This window comes from Pseudomonas sp. BS3767 (assembly GCF_900099665.1).
In the GTDB taxonomy this organism is placed as follows: domain Bacteria; phylum Pseudomonadota; class Gammaproteobacteria; order Pseudomonadales; family Pseudomonadaceae; genus Aquipseudomonas; species Aquipseudomonas cerasi.
In genome coordinates, this window is record NZ_FNCX01000002.1 from 76,172 (window position 1) to 94,929 (window position 18,758).

16 protein-coding genes are annotated in these 18,758 nt (G+C 54.0%); 5 read left to right on the plus strand and 11 right to left on the minus strand.

What is annotated here, in order from left to right; genetic code table 11:
* Positions 1-58: 58 nt before the first annotated feature.
* Positions 59-1,162 (plus strand): CHAT domain-containing protein, encoded by a 1,104-nt coding sequence (locus BLR16_RS04840; protein WP_074804712.1) that lies wholly within the window; start codon positions 59-61, stop codon positions 1,160-1,162.
* 122 nt (positions 1,163-1,284) lie between these two features.
* Here the strand turns inward: BLR16_RS04840 and BLR16_RS04845 are convergent, their stop codons facing one another.
* The gene (locus BLR16_RS04845; RefSeq protein WP_074804715.1) at positions 1,285-2,448 is read right to left on the minus strand and encodes an MFS transporter; all 1,164 of its coding nucleotides are present in this window, start codon (positions 2,446-2,448) and stop codon (positions 1,285-1,287) included.
* Between the two features lie 491 nt (positions 2,449-2,939).
* On the opposite strand from BLR16_RS04845, the gene BLR16_RS04850 reads away from it, so the two are divergent.
* Complete coding sequence (locus tag BLR16_RS04850; protein ID WP_074804718.1) at positions 2,940-3,608, plus strand: hypothetical protein; 669 nt, start codon at positions 2,940-2,942, stop codon at positions 3,606-3,608.
* A 115-nt stretch (positions 3,609-3,723) separates the two neighbouring features.
* On the opposite strand, the gene BLR16_RS04855 is transcribed toward BLR16_RS04850, so the two are convergent.
* Positions 3,724-4,827, minus strand: coding sequence for an alkene reductase (locus BLR16_RS04855; RefSeq protein ID WP_074804721.1), 1,104 nt, complete (start codon positions 4,825-4,827; stop codon positions 3,724-3,726).
* 184 nt (positions 4,828-5,011) lie between these two features.
* Between BLR16_RS04855 and BLR16_RS04860 the strand changes: the two genes are divergently transcribed.
* Both BLR16_RS04860 and BLR16_RS04865 read left to right on the plus strand, forming a co-directional pair.
* Entirely contained in the window at positions 5,012-5,914 is a 903-nt protein-coding gene (locus BLR16_RS04860; protein ID WP_074805366.1) for a LysR family transcriptional regulator, read from the plus strand.
* Positions 5,915-6,018: 104 nt separating this feature from the next.
* Positions 6,019-7,008, plus strand: a complete 990-nt coding sequence (locus tag BLR16_RS04865) for a zinc-dependent alcohol dehydrogenase family protein (protein ID WP_074804724.1) — start codon at positions 6,019-6,021, stop codon at positions 7,006-7,008.
* Between the two features lie 92 nt (positions 7,009-7,100).
* On the opposite strand, the gene BLR16_RS04870 is transcribed toward BLR16_RS04865, so the two are convergent.
* Complete coding sequence (locus tag BLR16_RS04870; protein WP_129402459.1) at positions 7,101-8,258, minus strand: hypothetical protein; 1,158 nt, start codon at positions 8,256-8,258, stop codon at positions 7,101-7,103.
* A gap of 332 nt (positions 8,259-8,590) precedes the next feature.
* On the opposite strand from BLR16_RS04870, the gene BLR16_RS04875 reads away from it, so the two are divergent.
* Complete coding sequence (locus BLR16_RS04875; protein ID WP_074804730.1) at positions 8,591-9,289, plus strand: helix-turn-helix domain-containing protein; 699 nt, start codon at positions 8,591-8,593, stop codon at positions 9,287-9,289.
* An 81-nt stretch (positions 9,290-9,370) separates the two neighbouring features.
* On the opposite strand, the gene BLR16_RS04880 is transcribed toward BLR16_RS04875, so the two are convergent.
* The 8 genes from BLR16_RS04880 to BLR16_RS04915 form a co-directional block, all read right to left on the minus strand.
* Complete coding sequence (locus tag BLR16_RS04880) at positions 9,371-10,312, minus strand: sugar-binding transcriptional regulator (protein WP_092194136.1); 942 nt, start codon at positions 10,310-10,312, stop codon at positions 9,371-9,373.
* 105 nt (positions 10,313-10,417) lie between these two features.
* A complete protein-coding gene (pgi, locus tag BLR16_RS04885) occupies positions 10,418-12,082 on the minus strand; it encodes a glucose-6-phosphate isomerase (RefSeq protein ID WP_074804735.1) in 1,665 nt (554 codons plus the stop codon).
* Between the two features lie 36 nt (positions 12,083-12,118).
* On the minus strand, positions 12,119-12,874 hold the full coding sequence (locus BLR16_RS04890) for a GolD/DthD family dehydrogenase (protein WP_074804738.1): 756 nt from the start codon (positions 12,872-12,874) through the stop codon (positions 12,119-12,121).
* A gap of 17 nt (positions 12,875-12,891) precedes the next feature.
* Complete coding sequence (locus BLR16_RS04895; protein WP_092194138.1) at positions 12,892-13,809, minus strand: ABC transporter permease; 918 nt, start codon at positions 13,807-13,809, stop codon at positions 12,892-12,894.
* 55 nt (positions 13,810-13,864) lie between these two features.
* The gene (locus BLR16_RS04900; RefSeq protein ID WP_074804744.1) at positions 13,865-15,367 is read right to left on the minus strand and encodes a sugar ABC transporter ATP-binding protein; all 1,503 of its coding nucleotides are present in this window, start codon (positions 15,365-15,367) and stop codon (positions 13,865-13,867) included.
* Positions 15,368-15,446: 79 nt separating this feature from the next.
* Positions 15,447-16,361: a substrate-binding domain-containing protein gene (locus tag BLR16_RS04905; protein ID WP_074804746.1), complete on the minus strand. Its 915-nt coding sequence runs from the start codon at positions 16,359-16,361 to the stop codon at positions 15,447-15,449.
* 91 nt (positions 16,362-16,452) lie between these two features.
* On the minus strand, positions 16,453-17,805 hold the full coding sequence (locus tag BLR16_RS04910; protein ID WP_074804749.1) for a D-tagatose-bisphosphate aldolase, class II, non-catalytic subunit: 1,353 nt from the start codon (positions 17,803-17,805) through the stop codon (positions 16,453-16,455).
* A complete protein-coding gene (locus BLR16_RS04915) occupies positions 17,798-18,748 on the minus strand; it encodes a sugar kinase (RefSeq protein ID WP_074804753.1) in 951 nt (316 codons plus the stop codon). The genes BLR16_RS04910 and BLR16_RS04915 overlap by 8 nt, the downstream gene beginning before the upstream one ends.
* Positions 18,749-18,758 lie beyond the last annotated feature (10 nt).

Consider the following 18,758-nt stretch of genomic DNA (forward strand, 5'->3'; position numbering starts at 1 on the left):
CTTGAGCGTGATCGCGGTATAGTAGCGATATGAAAGCATCGGCATAAAGGAATTTGCTATGAGCACCGATCAGTACCGCACGCAGGTGGCCAATATTCAGAACAGTATTGCCAAGCTTCAGGGCGAAAAAGCCAAGAAAGTCGATGCTGCTGCAAAAGCGGGTAAGAAAAATCACGACGCCCTAGCCGCAGCAGCACGCACATCTTCGGCTTCGACCGCCACGTCTAAACTCCGGGAGGCTACAAGGTACGCCAGTGAGCAGGCCAAAGCCGAGACAGAGGTTGGCAAAATTGAAAAGAAAATTGCCGACGAGCATAAAAAACTCGTTACGGCACAGAAGCGTCTCGAGGATGAGTTGAAGCGAGAGCGCAAACGGCAGGACACTGCTCAAGCTCGGCGAGTTACCGAAGAGAAGAAAGTCGTGGCTGAGCAGAAGCGCGCCGCCCTCCAGCAAGAGCGTGTACTCCGCAACCTGAGCCAAGGCCTTTCGAGGCACGAAAATCTACACGTTCAAACCGCCCTAGAGATCGAGCGCCTAAAGGCCCTCCCAGAGAAGATCACCGTCGTCTTCTTCGCTGCCGACCCTGGCAACGACTCAACAACCAAGCTTGGGCTTGATGAAGAAGCTCGCCTAATCGCTGAGCGCATCCGTGCTTCGGAACATAGAGATGCTCTGGTTTTTCATACAAGGTGGGCAGTGCGACCGCGCGATGTGCTTCAAGCCATTAATGAATTGCAGCCGACCGTGGTTCATTTTAGTGGCCACGGGACAAACGCCGATACGCTCGTGCTACAGGACGATCAGGGGAATGAAAAACACGTCAGCAAAGAGGCCATCGTCAGTGCGATGGCGCTTGGTTCGGAAAGCGTGAAGCTGGTGTTCTTCAATACCTGCTTTTCCTTCAATCAAGCTCAAGGTTGCTTGCAACACGTACCCGCGACCATAGGCATGAACAGAGATGTCGGTGATTTACCTGCACGAATTTTCTCAGCGCAGTTTTATTCGGCAATCGGTTTCGGACTTTCCATCACGAAGGCATTCCAGCAGGCTAAGGCCTTGGTAGCAATGGAAACTCCTGGCGAGGAATCGATACCAGAAATATACGTTCAAGAAGGTTTGACTGAGGAGATGCTGACGCTTGTTAGGCCGCCGTCACTTTAAACATCAGCCCTACTGTTCAACGCTACCCACAACTGCCGTTCACATCACTCCCGTATGATTCGATATCCCTAGTCAGCAGCATTTTTCTCCAATCAAAGCTGCCTTGGCTCCTAAACCAAGGCTCAGCTTATGCGAGGTAGTGATCGCAAACGGGTTCGGACAATCCAGCCCAGCAGTACAAAGCTTCCCCCGAGCACCCCAATGTATTTCAGACCAATGCTGTCGATCAAAAAACCGCCGGCCAAAGCTCCCAGCATGATCCCAAGATTGATAGCAGTGACGTTGACGGCACCGATTAGCTGAGCGCTGCTGCCCGCTCTTCGCAGGACATCAATACCCATCAACAATCCGGTCATTGCGTGACACCCACCCACTGCGGCGACTGCAAGGGGTAGAATCCACATCTCATCGCCCAACAAGGTGATAGCTGCCAGTGATCCGGCCAAGATCAGGAGTAGACGCTTGAACAAGGCGTCTAGGGGATTGGGAACTCGCTTGGCCAACATCAGGTTGCCCACGATGTCCGCAACACCATAAAGCGCCAGAATCATCGTTACCTGCACCGCAGGAAAGCCGGTATGTCGGATCAAGAAGGTGGCGAGGTAACTGAACACGGACATGATGCCGCCGAATATCAGCACAGAGCTCAACAGCATCAGCACGATATCCTTCTTCCAGATTTCGCTCAGTCGACTCAGCAACGTGATAGCTGGCTTTGACGCATTTGACTCAGGTGGACGGATCCACTTGATGACCATCAAGAGCGCCACCGCACTCAAGCCAGACATCAAAATCAATGCTCCTTCCCAATGCCACAAATCACTGACAGCCTTTCCGACGGGAACACCTACAACGGAGGCAATCGAAACGCCGATCAAAACCCTGGACACCGCGAGGCTCTTGGTCTGCTCCGAAGACATTGCAGCTGCAATCAATGCAGCATTCGTCCAGAAAATTGCGACCCCTACCCCGCCTAAAGCACGCCCGATCAACAGTAAGGAAAAGTTCGTTGTCAGGGCCGCAATGGTGTTGCCTAGGAAGAGCGCAACGCAGGCCGCCATCAGCAACGAGCGCATGCGGACACGATGTGTAAAGGCCGCAATTACAGGGGCGCCGATCCCCATCCCCAAGGCAAATGCAGTGATAAGCCAGCCTGCGTTTCCGACGGTTATATGCAGACCTGTCGCGATTTCAGGGAGAAGGCCGGCTACGATGAATTCTGATGAGAGCATCACAAAAGCAGTAAACGTTAGTACATACACCTTCGGGTTTAACAAACTGGTCATTGGTTCCCATTTCAACTATGTGTATTGCTGGCAGACATATGGAGGGGGATAAATGCGAGCGCATTGTCCATCCTCTCCTATCCGTCCAAGTGCCAAGGAGCAGTGCAATCTGATGGAGTTGAGGAGGAAGCTGAACGCAGCGTTCTTGGCAAGCCACTTCGTACTCAAATATGAGCTTCAGTTTAACGATAAGGCATCGGTACGTCGTTGAGCAGCTTTCAACGCAGCATTCGATCCGCCACCACAATGCAAAGCTGCTCACCTGATGCTCGTCATTAGCGCAAGAAATCCCCGTACTTTGACCGTGCCCCCATACTCGATCAGCTGTAGCCAAAGATTGATGCTCCAGGGATCAAGTGACCTGGTGCAGAATGGTCGAACCTGGTGAAATCGCATTTCCTTGATTCCCAAGCCTAGAACCGGCGGTTAATTGCCATGGGGCGGAGGAAGAGAAATACCAGTGAATCGCCAACCAACGTAAGAGGGCCAGAATGAACGATACGAAAAAGGTGCAACTCTGCGTTTTATGTGGGGAGCGGCCAGCCACAAAAGGAGAAGGTGATCACTTGCCGCCGCAGTGCATTTACCCGAAGCCGAGGCCATTGGGTATACCTTGGAATAAGGTGCCTGCGTGCACTCCCTGCAACAACGCAGGCAGCGCAGACGATGAGCAGTTCAAGCTGATCATCGGGTTGAGTACAGGTGAGTACAGGGAAAATCCAGACCAGGTAATCGACTCCCTCGCAGGAACTATCGGTAAAAATATGAGGCTTGCCCGACAGGTGTTGACCAAACAGGAACGCGGCTATGGTCACCGCTTCGGGAATGCCGTAGCCGAGCCACTGGTCGCCGTTCCGTTCGACCGTGAAGCCTACAGCAGAGTCATTCAGCGCATTGTCAGAGGCTTGTATTGGCAGCAAAGTGGCCAGATTCTTAGACCAGACGCAGAGATCCAAGTCATCCCGGCACAATCCGTTACGCCTGAGCTCGGGGCGCCGATTAAGCTTCTACTATCGCGCGCCATGCGGGTAGAGCTCAACAACGCCACATTCGTCTACAAATTCATACTGGAAGACGATGACGCTAGCTTCTGGGGCCTCCAGTTCTTCGACAAGCAGTTCGTCTTCGCGCTTGTGTCCCCGCAGACGGAACCGAAATAGACCAGAGGAGGTGTATTCCTTCTACTGACAAGCATTTGAATGGCCGTCTTCTTCAACCTCCACAAACCAATGATAAACCCTTGTGGCGGGTGGTAGTTCTGACGGCTCCTCACAGCTAAGCAGTCGCCTTAGCCCAGTCTGTGTACCCCTTCGCGCCACCACCGTAATAGTCATCTCGTGTGGACTCCGCGAGCGGCTTATCTTGCTTGAATCGCTCTACAAGATCAGGGTTGGCAATAAATGGTCGCCCAAATGCCACAAGGTCGACCAACCCTTCAGCCCGGCGCTCCATGGCCAGTTGAAGGTCATAGCCATTGTTACCCATGTAAACGCCCTTGAACCGCTTGCGCAAAGCATCAAGGTCAATACCCTCAGCTAGGTCGCGAGAGCCTGCCGTGGCACCCTCTACAAAGTGTAGGTAAGCAAGGTCATAAGCGTTCAGCTTGTCGATCAGGTACCCGTAAGTCTCCATGACCTGCCTGTCCATCGGAGTGTTGCCGGCATCGGGCGTAGTCGGTGAAAGGCGGATGCCAACGCTACCGCTATCCCACACCTCAAGCACTGCCTCCACAATTTCCCGCGTCAGGCGTGTACGGTTTTCGATGGATCCACCGTAACGATCCGTGCGCTTATTCGTGGAGTCTCGGATGAATTGGTCGAGTAGATAACTGTTCGCCGAATGCACCTCGATACCGTCGAACCCTGCCCGCTTAGCGCACTCAGCGGCATGCCTGTATTGCCCAGACAGGCTGGCGACCTCGTCCGTAGTTAGCGCCCTGGGTACCGAGACCCTCTCAAAACCGTTTTCCGTGAATGTATGCCCTTCAGCTTGAATCGCAGACGGTGCGACCGGAGCACCACCCTCTGGCTGCAGAGATGTATGGGAAAATCTACCCACATGCCAAAGCTGACAAACAATCTTCCCTCCAGCCTCATGTACCGCATCTGTCACCAGTTTCCATCCGGCGACCTGCTCATCAGTCCATATGCCAGGGGTATAGGCATAACCTCGTCCCTGCAAGGAGATGTTGGTGGCCTCGCTGATGATCAGCCCGGCAGTCGCCCGCTGGGAATAGTAGGTTGCGTGCAAAGCCGTTGGCACGCCATCTGAGCCCATGCGGCTCCTGGTCAATGGGGCCATCGCTATCCTGTTGGAAAGCGACAGATTACCCACGGTAACAACGTCGAAAAGGTCAGTAGAACGAGAAGGGGTCGACATTTTTTGATCTCAAAAGACGCATTTGCCCCACACCCTACGTACCAATTCAGCGCAGGTGAAGATCGCCCCTGAGCACAACACTGGTTCTCCTTAATTACCAATCCGACAGGTGATACCACGCAGCATGTGAAAGTCATCAATGGATCTTTGATAATCTAACTGCCTATTTTCGTGGGTGTATCTGATGGACGTCTTTCACTCGATGCAGGTTTTTGTAAGCGTCATCGAAACCGGCAGCTTTACCAAAGCCGCGCAAGCTCTACACCTGCACCGCCCCGCCGTATCCAAAACTATTCAGCTCCTCGAACAACAATTGGGTGGTCGGCTGCTTAACCGAACGACGCGTCAGGTCAATTTAACCCCTGAGGGCGAGGCGTTTTATGAGCGTTGCAAAACGATCCTTGCAGACGTTTCGGAGACCATGTCTTCTTTGGGTAATCGCCCTGCCCGCCTTATCGGAAAACTACGTGTAGACATGCCGGTTAGCTTAGCAAAGCTATTAATTATTCCTGCGCTGATGGACTTTCAACGTAGGTACCCAGGGATTGAGCTCACCATCGGAGCGAGTGACAAACCCATCGACATGCTCAGTGAGGGCGTGGATTGTGTAGTCAGGATGGGGGAGCTTGAAGACTCCAGCCTGATCGCCAGCAGCATCGGCCATTTACCCATGCTGACGTGCGCTGCCCCCTCTTACCTTGAGAACTTTGGCACACCTCAAACCTTGGCTGACCTGGAAATGCACCGCGCCGTAAATTACTTCTCAGGCAACAACCCGCGCCCTATCGAATGGGTATTCACGGTGGATGGGCATGTCAAAGCGATGCGGCTGGAGTCAGGGATCAGAGTCAATGACACCGAGGCATTTGTGGCATCTGCATTGGCTGGTTTTGGTCTGCTCCAGGGGTTGGAAATTTCTGTACGTAGCCATTTGCACGATGGTTCGCTCGTCCAAGTGCTCAGGGAGTTTGAGGTTCCAGCAAAGCGGGTTTCGATCTTGTATCCGCACCGTGAACTTTTGCCACCCAAAGTGGAAGTCTTCATAGAATGGTTGAAGGCGCTGATGGCTACCCACCACCTGGTGTGATTCCCATTGGTATTTCCTGGATAACAGTGTGTGTCTGCAGGCGGTCTTCCTGAAGCCGCTGCGAGCGATTAGTTTTGACCTTTTCCGTATCGCAGGAGCTGGCAATGTCTAAAGTCGTTCGTTTTCACCGCATGGGTGGCCCAGAAGTCCTACAAATTGATGACGTTGATGTGCGAACTCCTGCCGCCGGCGAGGTGCGCATCAAGGTGAAAGCACTCGGGCTAAACCGTGCCGAGGCCATGTACAGGTCTGGCCAGTACACCTTCACCCCGGAGATGCCAGCGATCCTCGGATATGAAGCAGCAGGCACCGTTGAATCGGTGGGTGAAGGTGTCTCTGAATATGCCGTAGGCGACGAGGTGAACGTTATACCAGCGTTCTCTTTTGCAGATTACGGCATGTATGGAGAGCTCGTCGTTGCTCCGGTTCACGCACTTGTAAAGCAGCCAGCAGGACTGACATCCATCCAGGCTGCTGCGACATGGATGAAGTACGTAACTGCCTACGGCGCGCTGGTAGACATCGGCAACCTGCAAAAAGGCGAAACCGTATTGATTCGTGCGGCATCGAGTAGCGTTGGGTTGGCGGCCATTCAGATCGCGAACCTCTTGGGTGCTATTCCCGTGGCATTGACCCGTACCAGTGAAAAACGACAAGCACTTCTAGATGCCGGCGCTGCGCACGTGATCGCAACGTCGGAGCAGGATCTGGTAGCTGAAGTGAATCTTTTAACTGAGGGCAAAGGCGCGCGGATGGCGTTTGATCCAGTCGGCGGCCCTGAGGTCGCAAACATCCTTCGAGCCCTTTCGTACTTGGGTATTTTTTTCCAATACGGAGCGCTTGAAACCACCGACCTGAGTGTTCCGGTCATGGAATTGCTGGGCAAAGACCTGACCATTCGCGGCTACCAGCTCTTTGAGATCACCCAAGATCCTGAACGTCTGAACCGTGCGAAGAACTTCATCACTAAAGGGCTTGAAGGTGGCGCCCTCCAGCCGATCATTTCAAAAACGTTTCCGTTCAGCGAGATGATTGAGGCTCATCAGTACATGGAGTCCAACGCGCAGATCGGTAAGATTGTGATCGAGCTGTAATTATCGCGTCGTAAGCCGGCGGCGAAGATATCTTCTGAGTCAAAGCGTTAAGCAATGGCGTCATTTGTGGCCGCCATTGCGTTCTGTGTCCGTTACGCAGAAGAATTAGGTGCCTGTCGGCTTCTGACATTCAACGTTTGCCGATGAAGCACATGCTCTAGATGCTTTTTCAAAAGTGTCTGGAGCGTCCCGTCATAGCCTCTGGCAATTTTCAGGAGAGCTACTAATTCGCGATAATCAATCACGTGAAATAGATCACCGGTTTCGCCCATCGCGGCGACAGCTGCCTCATACACCTCATCCCAATTTTCAGCAAACAGCTCTGAAACGATCACTACGCAATGCAATTGATCTGACAGATCCACGTTTAAGACTTTGCCCTCGATTGAGCTGATCTTGCAGTTCCGTCGAAGCGCTTTGGCTGCACCTACGAGCTGAGCTAACCCTTTTAAAGCCTGTTTCTTTACGCCAGAGACCTTCCTTGCATGCACCCTGGAGCCCTTTGAAGCAAGCATCGCGAGGTCTTTAGCTTCAATGAGAATATTCCCGTGGCTTGAAAGGGCCAGAACGTCCGTTAGCTCTCGGGTTTTCTCACCATTTTCTACAGTTGGACTTTTATAAAGCTGCGCCGGGTAAACAGATGAGAGTGCTGCCCATACTGAGTTCTCCAGCATCCCACCCTCATCCGGATGATCCACCTGAACAGTTTGATACGTGCCCATACCCACGTACGATAAAAAGTTGGGATGCCAGTCGACAAGCTTGACGGGGATTTTCACAGCAGCTAACTCAGGATTTTTCGCCACCGTACTATTGTCGTGCATTGCTTCATTGAAGATATCTAGAAGACATTCACCAAACTCTAGAACGCCTCCGGTGTAAAGCCTAGTGATAGGCTGAAGGCATACAGAAGCTTGTTCGGAACCCTCCGAGGCGAGGGATCCTGGTGACCAGCCGACGCAGTGATCCATCTCGTTGAACAGAAAAAAATTCACGTCACCGCGACTCAAGACCTCTATGAGTGCTTGGTGTTCTTCAGCATGTGCCTGAGGTCGAGAAACAATGAGTGGAGTGTCTGGAGCGTCGTGAATAATCCCTGCAACGCAGACTTTATTTTCTAACACACCTATACCGACTTCGAATGAACAGCCTACCGATAAAGCTTTGAGGCTGCTGATGGGGGCCTTGATCAGAACGGATGCACCGTCTGTAGTTGGTATAAACCATATGCCAGCTTCAGACGAATACATTTCCTGATGGATCCTAGTGCTTGGCATTATCAAAAGTAGGAGGCTCCTTCGGAATGTACATTAAGGCCCACGTCAACCAAACGGGATGAATCAGCTCATCCCACAGCGATGAGGAAGCAGTAAGCCGTTCTAAACTCCTCCCTGGCTCGCGACCGACAAGGCATCGATCATGGCTAGGTGAGTCCGGAGGCACAAGTATGCATCTTGTTGTGTTTCATCATAACCTCTCCAGAATCTCAGGCCTTGTCGCTTCTCTGTCGGGTACCTGTCGTGTTGTGCCCTCAGCACCTTCTTCATCATGAGCCTTACCAACCATCTGATGGAGCTCAAAAATGAACGCGAACAACAAATCTGGCCAACCTCGTATGTTGAGTCTCGAAGAGCTCGCCACTCTCATCCGAAAAATGCGGGAAGCTTTTCAATGGTCGCAGGAGACTTTGGCCGAGCTCGCAGGCCTGAACGTACGAACAGTCCAGCGCGTTGAGAATGCGAAGTCGGCAAGCATCGATACTCGACGCGCGCTCGCAGTCGCTTTCGAAATCGAGGACATTGACGCCTTCAATAAGCCTTTCGCCATCCCTACAGAAGAGGAGCTGAAGGAAGAGAAGGCCCGTATAGAACGCGACTACATCACCTTACCGGCAGTCCCTCTGTCGACGGGACGCCAACTCGCTACACTGGCGGAAAGCTCCACTGTGGATATCTCCCAACCTGGATTTGAAATGAAGCGCGATGCCCAGGAGGTCTTTGCGTCGCTCGTGGACTACTTCCGCGACTATAGAGATTGCGCGAGCGATTACTCAGAAAGCGCCAAATTTGCTGTGTACGACGAAATGCAGGAGCTGATCGATGAACTGCAGCAGCTTGAGGTAGCAATTCAATGTGCAACTCGCAAGGTACACCTGAAGGTTAGTGGCGAACCGTCAGAAGCGGCGCCCCTGACTGTCCACATGTCGTACCTGATTGCCTTCGAACAGGGTAAAGCTCCAAGCGAATTCGCGGTGCAAAAAAAACTGAATTTTCAGTTCTGACATGCATTGCTCCGAGCAAGGAGGCTTACTTCCGCGATCACTGCTTCTACCACCCCACCGGTGCGCCAAAACCTCAATGGCTTACAGCGTTGCGAGTTGCTGCGCTGTCTGCTGATCGGTAATCAGACCTGATATCCATCGCCCGCGTAGTGCAGCCAGAATCGCAGGTATTTTACGCTCCCCGCCCGCGAAGGCGATGATCGGGCGCTCGGCCAACCTTGGCAAAGGCAGGCTCGTAACCCGCTCTGACCATCCCTCATTGATGGGCGCTCCTTGACGATCCATCGCCCAGCCCAGGATTTCTCCGACCGCGCCCTGCTCCGCCAAGGCTTTCGCCTCCTCCGGCGACAGGAACCCGTTCTGGACTAGCGCGCAATTAACCTGCACTTCACCAATACCGACAAAGGCGACTTCAGCCTGGCTGTACAGATCTTTGATCAATGGGGTCAGGCGGTTATCGAGCCATTGGTCTCGCTCATCGGCGGTATTAGCGATGATCGGCATCGGTTGGAGGAAGGCTTTACCGGAGGTTTTGTCGGCAAGCCTCAACCCTACGTCGTAGGAGTTGAACGACCCATCGCGAGCCACACTGCCTGCAAGGGAAATGATGCTCAACTGCGGAGCTCGCAGCTCGGTGATTTCGTCTACCACGGCCTTCAGAGTACGACCGAACCCAACAGCCATTACTCTCAGAGAAGGCTCAGCCAGGTAGCGCTCCATCATGGCAGAGCCCAGAACGGCGATCCGACGCTGACCGGCAGCTTCATCAGGTGAATCGAGTGGTGCTACCTCACACATGCTGAGCCCGAAACGCTGCTGAATCTTGGACGCAAGATCCATGCACTCTCGAATAGGATGGTTGATCCGGACTTGAACCATCCCGGATTCAGTAGCTAGAGAAATCATTCGATTGATGGTAGGGCGCGAGATATTCAGGCGCTGTGCGATCTCTTGTTGCGTGTTATTGCCCACGAAATAGAGCCACGCCACCTGCGCCATCAGTTCTTTTTTTGTCGACTGCATTCCCAACGCCCTTGCTCCATTCCGCATACGCAACGCGGCTCAACGAATGTAAGTACCTTATCAGATTTGCCAATCTACCCGCATGAACGGCCTCTTTTCGCGGGTTTAGCCACGATGACGACTGCGGAAATAACTGATCAGGCCTTGGGTAGATGGATCTTCCGCTGATGACTCATCTTGGCCCACCAGTCGGCTATAAACCCCTTTACCCAGCTCCTTACCGAGCTCGACACCCCATTGATCGAAAGCATTGGTGCCCCAGATGACGCTTTGTGCGAACACCTTATGTTCGTACATCGCTACCAATGCTCCCAGCCTGCGCGGACTAATGCGCTCAAGGACGAGGGTGTTGCTTGGGCGGTTGCCAGGAATCACCTTGTGCGGTGCAATCGCCCGGATATCGTCCTCACCAACGCCTTTCTCGCGCAGTTCTGTCTCAGCTTCAGCAAGAGTTCTTCCCAGCATCAGCGCCTGGCTCTGAGAGAGGCAGTTGGCAAATAACCACTGATGGTGATCAGAAACGGGATTGAAGCTTACGACCGGGACGATGAAGTCCGCCGGAATTAGCTGAGTGCCCTGGTGCAGCAGTTGGTGATAGGCATGTTGACCATTGCAACCCACACCGCCCCAGATGACCGGCCCGCTATCAACAGAAACGGCAGTACCGTCCTGGCGAACGCTTTTACCGTTGGACTCCATATCCAACTGTTGAAGGTGCTTGGTGATGTTACGCAGGTAGTGATCATACGGCAGGATCGCATGGCTTTTCGCGCCCCAAAAATTGCCATACCAAACGCCGAGCAGGGCTAACAGCACAGGCATATTTTCTTCAAACGGTGCCGTTTGGAAATGCTGATCCATGCTGTAGGCACCGGACAGTAACTCTTTGAAGTTGGACATGCCGATGGCCAAGGCAATAGGCAATCCAATCGCCGACCATAGCGAGTAGCGTCCGCCCACCCAATCCCACATAGGGAAAATGTTCTCTTCACGGATGCCGAAAGCCACTGCTGCTGCGTTGTTACTGGATACCGCGATGAAATGGCGATGGAGCTCCGAAGGAGTGCCACCCTGTGCCAAGTACCAAGCTCGTGCCGCATGGGCGTTTTTAAGCGTTTCGAGGGTATTGAAGGTTTTAGAAGAAACGATGAACAAGGTCGTTTCGGCGCGCAGCTTCATTGTCAGTTCATGAAATTCGCTACCATCGATATTCGCCAGGTAGTGGCATCGCACTCCTTTCTGGGCGTAGGACAGCAGGGCCTCCGATACTAGCTCGGGGCCGAGGAACGACCCGCCAATTCCGATGTTCACGACATCCGTAATAGGTCGTTCGGTGTAACCACGCCACAACCCGTCGTGAATACGACCGACCAAGTCGGTCATTTGGTTCAACACTTTGTGAACGTCAGGCATCACGTCCTGGCCATTCACCAAGAGTTTGTCGCCTACCGGACGACGCAACGCCGTGTGCAGTGCTGGCCGGGTCTCCGATGGGTTAACTATCGCCCCCTCAAATTGGGCATTGATAGCACCGCGCAGACCTACCTGGTTGGCCAACTCAACCAAGAGCTGGCGAGTCTCGGTGGTGATCAGGTTCTTCGAGTAATCAAGGAATAGCCCACTGCTGCTCAACGTGAACTGCTCGAAGCGCAGTGGATCGGCATTGAACGCCTCGCGCATACTGAAATTTGCCATTACACCTTTGTGGTGACTGAGCGCCTTCCAAGCGGGCAGCTGCGTAACATCATCAGGGCTTTCGTGGTGTGTCATTCAATTGCTGCCTATCTTATTGTCGAGGATCGGTCATCACTGGATGGTGTACCCGCCATCCACCACAAGGTTCGCTCCGTTGATCATCGACGCCGCATCGCTGGCGAGAAACAAAGCCGCCAACCCAATTTCCTCCGGCTGGGCGAAACGCTGGGTGGGTATCTGAGCACGCGCGCGAACACCGATTTCGCCCGACCAACCCTTGTTGCCCATTTCCGTCTCTACAACGGTGGGTGAAATGGTGTTGGAGGTCACCCCTCGTGGCCCCCACTCCACCGCCAAACACTGATTCATGCCAATCACCGCAGCCTTCGACGCGCTATACGCCGTATGTCCCGGTATGCCAATCAAAGCGGCCTGAGAGGCCAATGTGACGATCCGGCCCTTGCCCTGCTCAAACATGTAGGGCGCTACTGCCTGGGCCATCAGGAACTGACCTCTGAGGTTGATCTCCATCGTCGCGTTCCATGCATCCGTGGTGAGCTCTTCGGCAGGTGCAGTGATAGCGATACCTGCGTTGTTAATCAGAACGTCTATCTGACCAAAGTGATTGGCGACAGCGGAAATCACGTCAGTAATCTGAGAGGGTTCACGGATATCAACCACCCACCCCTGCCCAACCAGTTCTTGCGCGACTGATTCGACCTGAGGGTCGCGATCCAGCAAGGCAAGTTTCGCCCCCTTTTCCGCAAATAACTCAGCGGTGGCGCGGCCAATACCCGTTGCTGCACCAGTGATGACGACTACCTTCCCGGTAAAGTCGAAGGCTTGGGCGAACGTAAGCTTGCTCATAACGGCTCCTTCCTGGATCAACGATTGTGGTGTTTGCGGCTGACGAAAATCGCCAACAGGATGATCGCGCCCTTGATCACGCTCTGGACGTACGGCGAAACGCTCATCAGGTTTAGGCCGTTATTGAGCACGCCCAGCAGCATCGCGCCCACCAAAGTACCTAGAATCGCGCCGCGACCGCCTGCAATAGCTGCACCACCCAGCACAACGGCAGCAATCGCATCCAGCTCAAAGGAGACGCCAGCGTTTGGTTGTCCGCTCATCAACCGCGATGTCAGCAACAGACCCGCCACTGCAGCAGTCAGCCCACTAATGCCGTAAACCAGCAACTTGTAGCGTGGAGCGCGGACACCTGAAAGGCGCACCGCTTCCTCGTTACCGCCAATCGCGTAGATATAGCGCCCAATTGGGGTGTGCTGGAGAAGGATGAACGCCGCGATGTAAACCAGAACCATCGCAAGAATCGGGATCTGAATGCCCAGGAACTCACCGCGACCGAAGAAGCTGAACCACTCTGGCAGGCCAGAAATTGGGTAGCCATTGGTGTACATAAGGCCTAAGCCACGCGCAATGCCCATGGTCGCGAGCGTGACAATAATGGGCGGCATTTTGAGGTAAGCGACGAAGATGCCATTGCCAATACCGAAGGCTGCACCGAGCAGCAGGCCGGCCACTATCGCGATGGGGCCAGGGACGCCGGCGACCAGTAGTGCTGCCGTGAGCGTTCCACTCAAAGCCATCACCGGGCCTACAGACAGGTCGATTCCTCCTGTCAAAATTACGCAAGTCATGCCGACCGCGATGATCGCGTTAATTGAGACTTGGCGCGCAATGTTCTCCAAGTTGGCGGAGGTCAAAAACTTATCGCTCGCGAAGATCATGCAGATGGTCACTACGATCAACCCTACCAAAGGGTAGAACGCTGGCGAGCGCATGAAGCGAGCAAACCACCCTTGTGGTGCCTTGGCTTTTGTTGCTTTCAAGGAGTCGTTATTTAACGCTTGCGGTTGCATGGCGCATTACCTCTTCGGAATTGATGAACTCGGCCTCTAACACCTTGACGATGGAGCCCTTGTTGAAAACCGCAACGCGATCACACATGCCAACGATCTCCGGCAACTCGGAGGAAATCATGATGATTCCGAAGCCCTGAGCGGTCAGTCGGCGCATCAGCGTGTAGATCTCTGCCTTGGCCCCCACATCGATACCTCGGGTAGGCTCATCGAATACCAGGACGGTGCAGTGGTGATTCAACCACCGGGCGATGACGACTTTCTGCTGGTTACCACCGCTCAAATTGACCACCCTCGACTCACTGCTCGGTGCCTTGATGGACAGTTGGCTCATCAGTTCATCGGTCTGTTTGTTTTCATGGGAGTGGTTGATCAGGCCAAGTGCGCTGCTGTATTTGCCGAGGTTATTCAGCGAGATGTTTTCCCTGATGCTGAAGTCTGTGATCAGGCCCTCACTCTTACGGCTCTCTGGCAGCAGACCGATACCTTGATGCAAGGCTTCAGCGGGATCTTTGAGGGATGCCGCTACACCATTCACGCTAACGTCTTTTGAATGGGTGGGTATCGCGCCGATCACCCCGAGGGCCAACTCAGTGCGACCTGATCCAACGAGCCCTGCGAACCCCAAGATCTCACCCGAACGCAGTTGAAAAGAGTTGCTAGGCCCGTTTCGGTGAAGGCTGATCTCACGAACGTCCAGTAGCGGTGGCCGTATTTCAAGCACTGGCTTGGGGGGAAAGTTCGATTCCAGCTTTCGCCCGACCATCATCTCGACCAAGGTATCAATGTCGCATTCATCGACACGTGCCACGCCAGCGTTGGCGCCATCCCGGAGAACGCTGATGCGGTCACAAACGTCAAATATCTCGTCGAGGTGGTGGGAGATAAAAATGATGGTCACGCCCTGGCCTTTCAGCTCGCGCATGATCTGAAACAACAGCTCGCTCTCAGCCGGCGTCAGGGTTGCAGTGGGCTCATCCAGAATGAGCAGGTTGACGTCGAGCGCCAACGCCTTTGCGATCTCGACAAACTGCTGCTCAGCCACACTTAGGCGTGCAACCGGACAATCCAAGTCGAGCTCCACACCGAGCCGCGCAAATAGCTGGGATGCCTTAGTGCGCATCTCCTGTTTTCGAAGCATGCCCCAACGGTTGGTTTTCTCACGGCCCAAAAAGATGTTTTCGGTCGCATTTAGATAAGGGATCAGACTGAATTCCTGGAAGACAATACCGATACCTGCTTCGACCGAGTCGTTGTAAGAGCCGAATCGCTGGGTAACACCGTTGAGCGTGATCGTACCTTCATCCTGCGGCTGAATTCCGCCGAGGATTTTGATCAACGTCGACTTACCTGCACCGTTTTCTCCCAACAGAGCATGAATCTCACCACGCTCGATGCTTAGGTTGATTTGCTTGAGCGCCTTTACCCCAGGAAAACTCTTGGATACCTGCTCAAGCACGAGCAATGTGTTCTGTTGCATATTGAATTCCTCTGCCGCTCACGCGAAGCGCCTTGACGCCCCGCATGCCAACATCAAAGTTGCCGCGAAACCCGCGAGGTTACCAGCTGAACGTCTTGGCTTTCGGAGCGTCGATGAGTTCGACGTCAACTGGGAAGCGGCGAGGAATAGTGGCGCCCCAGTGCTTTGCCAAGGCGAGTGCGAGCCCCAGGCGGGCCTGCTCACGAGGAAATTGTGCTGAGGTGGCGATGAAGTGCGAGCCAGGCTTCAAGATGGCTTGAATAGCCTCAGGAGCACCGTCAACACTTACGAGCTTGACATCCAGACCGCTGGATTCGATGGCGGCCAAAGCACCCAGAGAGCCGTTGTCGTTTACGCTGAAAATGCCCTTCAGGTCAGGGTTTGCCTGGAGCATGTTTTCAGTCACTGAAAGTGCCTGATCCCGTTCCTGCTTACCATTCTGTACGCTGACAACCTTGACTTCTGGATGCTTGGCCAACGCCTCTTTACAACCTCGAACGCGCTCCAGAATACCCAGCGATGGAATGCCATCGAGAATCCCGACATTGCCTTTCTTGACCGTTGTAGCCAAATACTCGCAGGCTTTGAAGCCCGCGTCGTAATCTTTGGAACCAACGTAGGAATCGATAGGCCCTTTGGCCTCGGCATCAATGGAAACAATGGCGACTTTCTTTTCATGTGCGCTGATGACGGCTGACTGCACACCAGCAGAATCAGTCGGATTCAACAGCAGAATATCGATGCCCTGTTGGAGCATGTCTTCTACGTCGCTGACTTGCTTGGACACATCATGGCGAGAGTCGGTGACAATGAGTTCGGCGCCGATGCTCTTGCTCGCCTCCTCTAGCGCCTCCTTCATCGTCACGAAATAAGGATTGTTCATCTCTTGGAATGACACGCCAATCTTCAACGGTTCGGCGTTCACGGATGCCCCGGCCAAACCCGCGACAATACCGGCTACAAACAGGCTTATTACTTTGCGATGGCTTTTCATCAGAGTTACCTTTTATTGTTGTTTTGAGCGCACGACGTCGCCGCATTGAATTAACAACGCGTGTAGCATCAGACGATAAACTTGAAACGTTTTAAGCGGCTTTTACTTCTGGGTTACTCAGTCCACATGCCCTGGCATAAGAAGCAATCACTTGGCGAACTTCGAAACGCAGCCAGTCCAGAGGATCATCACCTGCCAGCATCCCGGCGCGCCGCGCGGCCTGAACCTGCGGGAGGTACTGGCTCAACAAGGTGTCAGCTGGCCGCTTCTTGCGAACGTTGTCGATCAGGCGGTCGACTGCTGCCAATACATCTGGCTGTTGCCAGTAATAACGAATGCGGTCGCTGTAGCTGTATCGACGCGCCAAGCGCTGAGCCTCTTCGCTACCGCGATAGTACGGCGCCCAGTGTTCGGGATCGGCAAGCATTCTGCGTTCAACTACACCACGCAAATCCGAGCGCTCTTCGATATTGGCGAACAGCTCGTCCTCAATATGGCTCAACGCGAATAATGCTTCACGCCAAGCAAAGGTGACGCCCGGCCCGACCTTAAGAATCGCAAAGTGGTCTCGCACTAACGCGCTTAAGGCTGCCTCCGTTTGATAGTCCGTAGAGTGCGCCTCGAAGACCAGGCCCGGAAATGCAAGGATCGCCTTACTCAGAGCCTGTGCTTGCTCGGGCTGGTAATCAATGACGCTTTGGTCATCGAACTCCACACCAGGCTGGGTCACAAGGGCTACGACCCGAGTCAATGCACCTTCCAGTCCCTCCGACAAGAAAGCTTCACGATGGGCCTCAAGCGTTTCAGCCACATCAGCAACGGCGGTTACCTGAAGCTCCTCTTCTTCACCAGCGGTGTGCTGAGCGCCTCCGGGCACAGGTACTTCAGTACCGATGACATATCGAGGCAATGACGCAGGTGCGAGATTGAGCTGCGAGGCGGCTTGCTCGGCAGCAGCACACAGCCGTGCAGCGCGCTGCGCGATGGTTGCAACAGAAAGCGGCTGCACATCATCAGCGCATGCCATGCTGGCATCGAGATGGATCTTGCGGAATCCTGCCCTTACGTAGCTTATGACTAGGATTTCAGCTTGCAGCAGGGCTTTTTCCGCAGGCAGGTGACGCCAAGGGTTTGGGCCCAGATGATCTCCACCCAACAGGAGCTGATCCGTGGGAAAGCCTTCTGCCTCAGCCAGTTTCTGCACCTGCCCGAAGAAGTCGGCAGGCTGCATTCCTGTATATCCACCGTGTTGATTGACCTGGTTGCACGTCGCTTCAATCAACAATGGAGAGCCGTCTGCGAGCGCTTGTTGCATTGCTGCGCGCAGCACTTGTTCATGCGCGGAACAAATCGAATAAATCCCTTGGTGACGACCATTACGATTCGCGGCTGCCAGTGCTTGCAGCACTGCCGCGCCAGTTGATGTATCAGCATGATTAGGCATGATCAGCGTGCTCCTTGATGAACAGGTTGATGTGAGCTGGGTCGCTGTTACCTTCCATTGGCCCTCTACGCGTAACAGCCAAAGCACCAGCTGCGTTAGCCATTTCTAGGGCGTGCTCGACCGGGCTACCCAGCGCTATCGCTCCGACGAAAGCACCACCGAAACAGTCTCCGGCACCGGTGGGGTCAAGCTCTACGACGGGGAGCGGTGTGGCATCGATTCGACTTGCCCGGTCAATGTATGTACTGCCCTTGGCGCCGCGTTTCAGAACTACGCGCTCGATATTCGCTTTCTCGAAAACGAGGGCGATGCTCTCCTCTATCGGAAGATCCGGGAAGAAGAACTGCAGGTCAGACTCGCTCGGCAGAAAAAGATGGCAACGATTGAATACGTTGTGCAATGCCGCGCTCATCGGCTTGAAGTGCAGCATTTCGGTACGGATGTTCGGGTCAAAGCTGATACGCACATCATGGTCAAGCGCTTGCTCAAGCAGAACGTCCAGCGCAGCTATCGCACCGGCGCTGTTAAGCGAAGAACCCATTACATGTAGGTACTTCGCGCCCTTCAGCGCATTGGCGGGAATGCTCCCAGCTCCCAGCAGACCACTAGCGCTCGCAGTGATGTTGAAGACGTAGCTGCGGCTACCATCGTGTTCGTAGGCGACAAATGCCGTTCCGGTAGGCAGCTCGGCATGCCGAACAATGTTGCTTACGTCTACACCGTTCGCTTGAAGTCGCTGAATGATGCAGGTGCCAAACGCGTCAGTTCCTATGTGCCCGATGTATGAAACAGACGCGCCCATGCGCGCTGCCTGGTCGGCGAAAATCGCTGGGGCACCGCTGGGGAATGGGCCCGCAAAGGTGCTCGGCTCCAAGTACCCACGACCAATTTCTTCAGCCACGAACTCGGCCAGAAGCTCACCAAATGCAACTATGGTAGCCATCGCTTGTATC

Bases quoted from the DNA above. Each gene is read 5' to 3' on its own strand.
- BLR16_RS04895 (WP_092194138.1), bottom strand. From the start codon at position 13,809: ATGCGCTCGCCAGCGTTCTACCCTTTGGTAGGGTTGATCGTAGTGACC.
- BLR16_RS04900 (WP_074804744.1), bottom strand. From the start codon at position 15,367: ATGCAACAGAACACATTGCTCGTGCTTGAGCAGGTATCCAAGAGTTTT.
- BLR16_RS04850 (WP_074804718.1), top strand. From the start codon at position 2,940: ATGAACGATACGAAAAAGGTGCAACTCTGCGTTTTATGTGGGGAGCGG.
- BLR16_RS04840 (WP_074804712.1), top strand. From the start codon at position 59: ATGAGCACCGATCAGTACCGCACGCAGGTGGCCAATATTCAGAACAGT.
- BLR16_RS04875 (WP_074804730.1), top strand. From the start codon at position 8,591: ATGAACGCGAACAACAAATCTGGCCAACCTCGTATGTTGAGTCTCGAA.
- BLR16_RS04855 (WP_074804721.1), bottom strand. From the start codon at position 4,827: ATGTCGACCCCTTCTCGTTCTACTGACCTTTTCGACGTTGTTACCGTG.
- BLR16_RS04860 (WP_074805366.1), top strand. From the start codon at position 5,012: ATGGACGTCTTTCACTCGATGCAGGTTTTTGTAAGCGTCATCGAAACC.
- BLR16_RS04905 (WP_074804746.1), bottom strand. From the start codon at position 16,361: ATGAAAAGCCATCGCAAAGTAATAAGCCTGTTTGTAGCCGGTATTGTC.
- BLR16_RS04865 (WP_074804724.1), top strand. From the start codon at position 6,019: ATGTCTAAAGTCGTTCGTTTTCACCGCATGGGTGGCCCAGAAGTCCTA.
- BLR16_RS04910 (WP_074804749.1), bottom strand. From the start codon at position 17,805: ATGCCTAATCATGCTGATACATCAACTGGCGCGGCAGTGCTGCAAGCA.
- BLR16_RS04880 (WP_092194136.1), bottom strand. From the start codon at position 10,312: ATGCAGTCGACAAAAAAAGAACTGATGGCGCAGGTGGCGTGGCTCTAT.
- BLR16_RS04890 (WP_074804738.1), bottom strand. From the start codon at position 12,874: ATGAGCAAGCTTACGTTCGCCCAAGCCTTCGACTTTACCGGGAAGGTA.
- pgi (WP_074804735.1), bottom strand. From the start codon at position 12,082: ATGACACACCACGAAAGCCCTGATGATGTTACGCAGCTGCCCGCTTGG.
- BLR16_RS04845 (WP_074804715.1), bottom strand. From the start codon at position 2,448: ATGACCAGTTTGTTAAACCCGAAGGTGTATGTACTAACGTTTACTGCT.
- BLR16_RS04915 (WP_074804753.1), bottom strand. From the start codon at position 18,748: ATGGCTACCATAGTTGCATTTGGTGAGCTTCTGGCCGAGTTCGTGGCT.
- BLR16_RS04870 (WP_129402459.1), bottom strand. From the start codon at position 8,258: ATGTATTCGTCTGAAGCTGGCATATGGTTTATACCAACTACAGACGGT.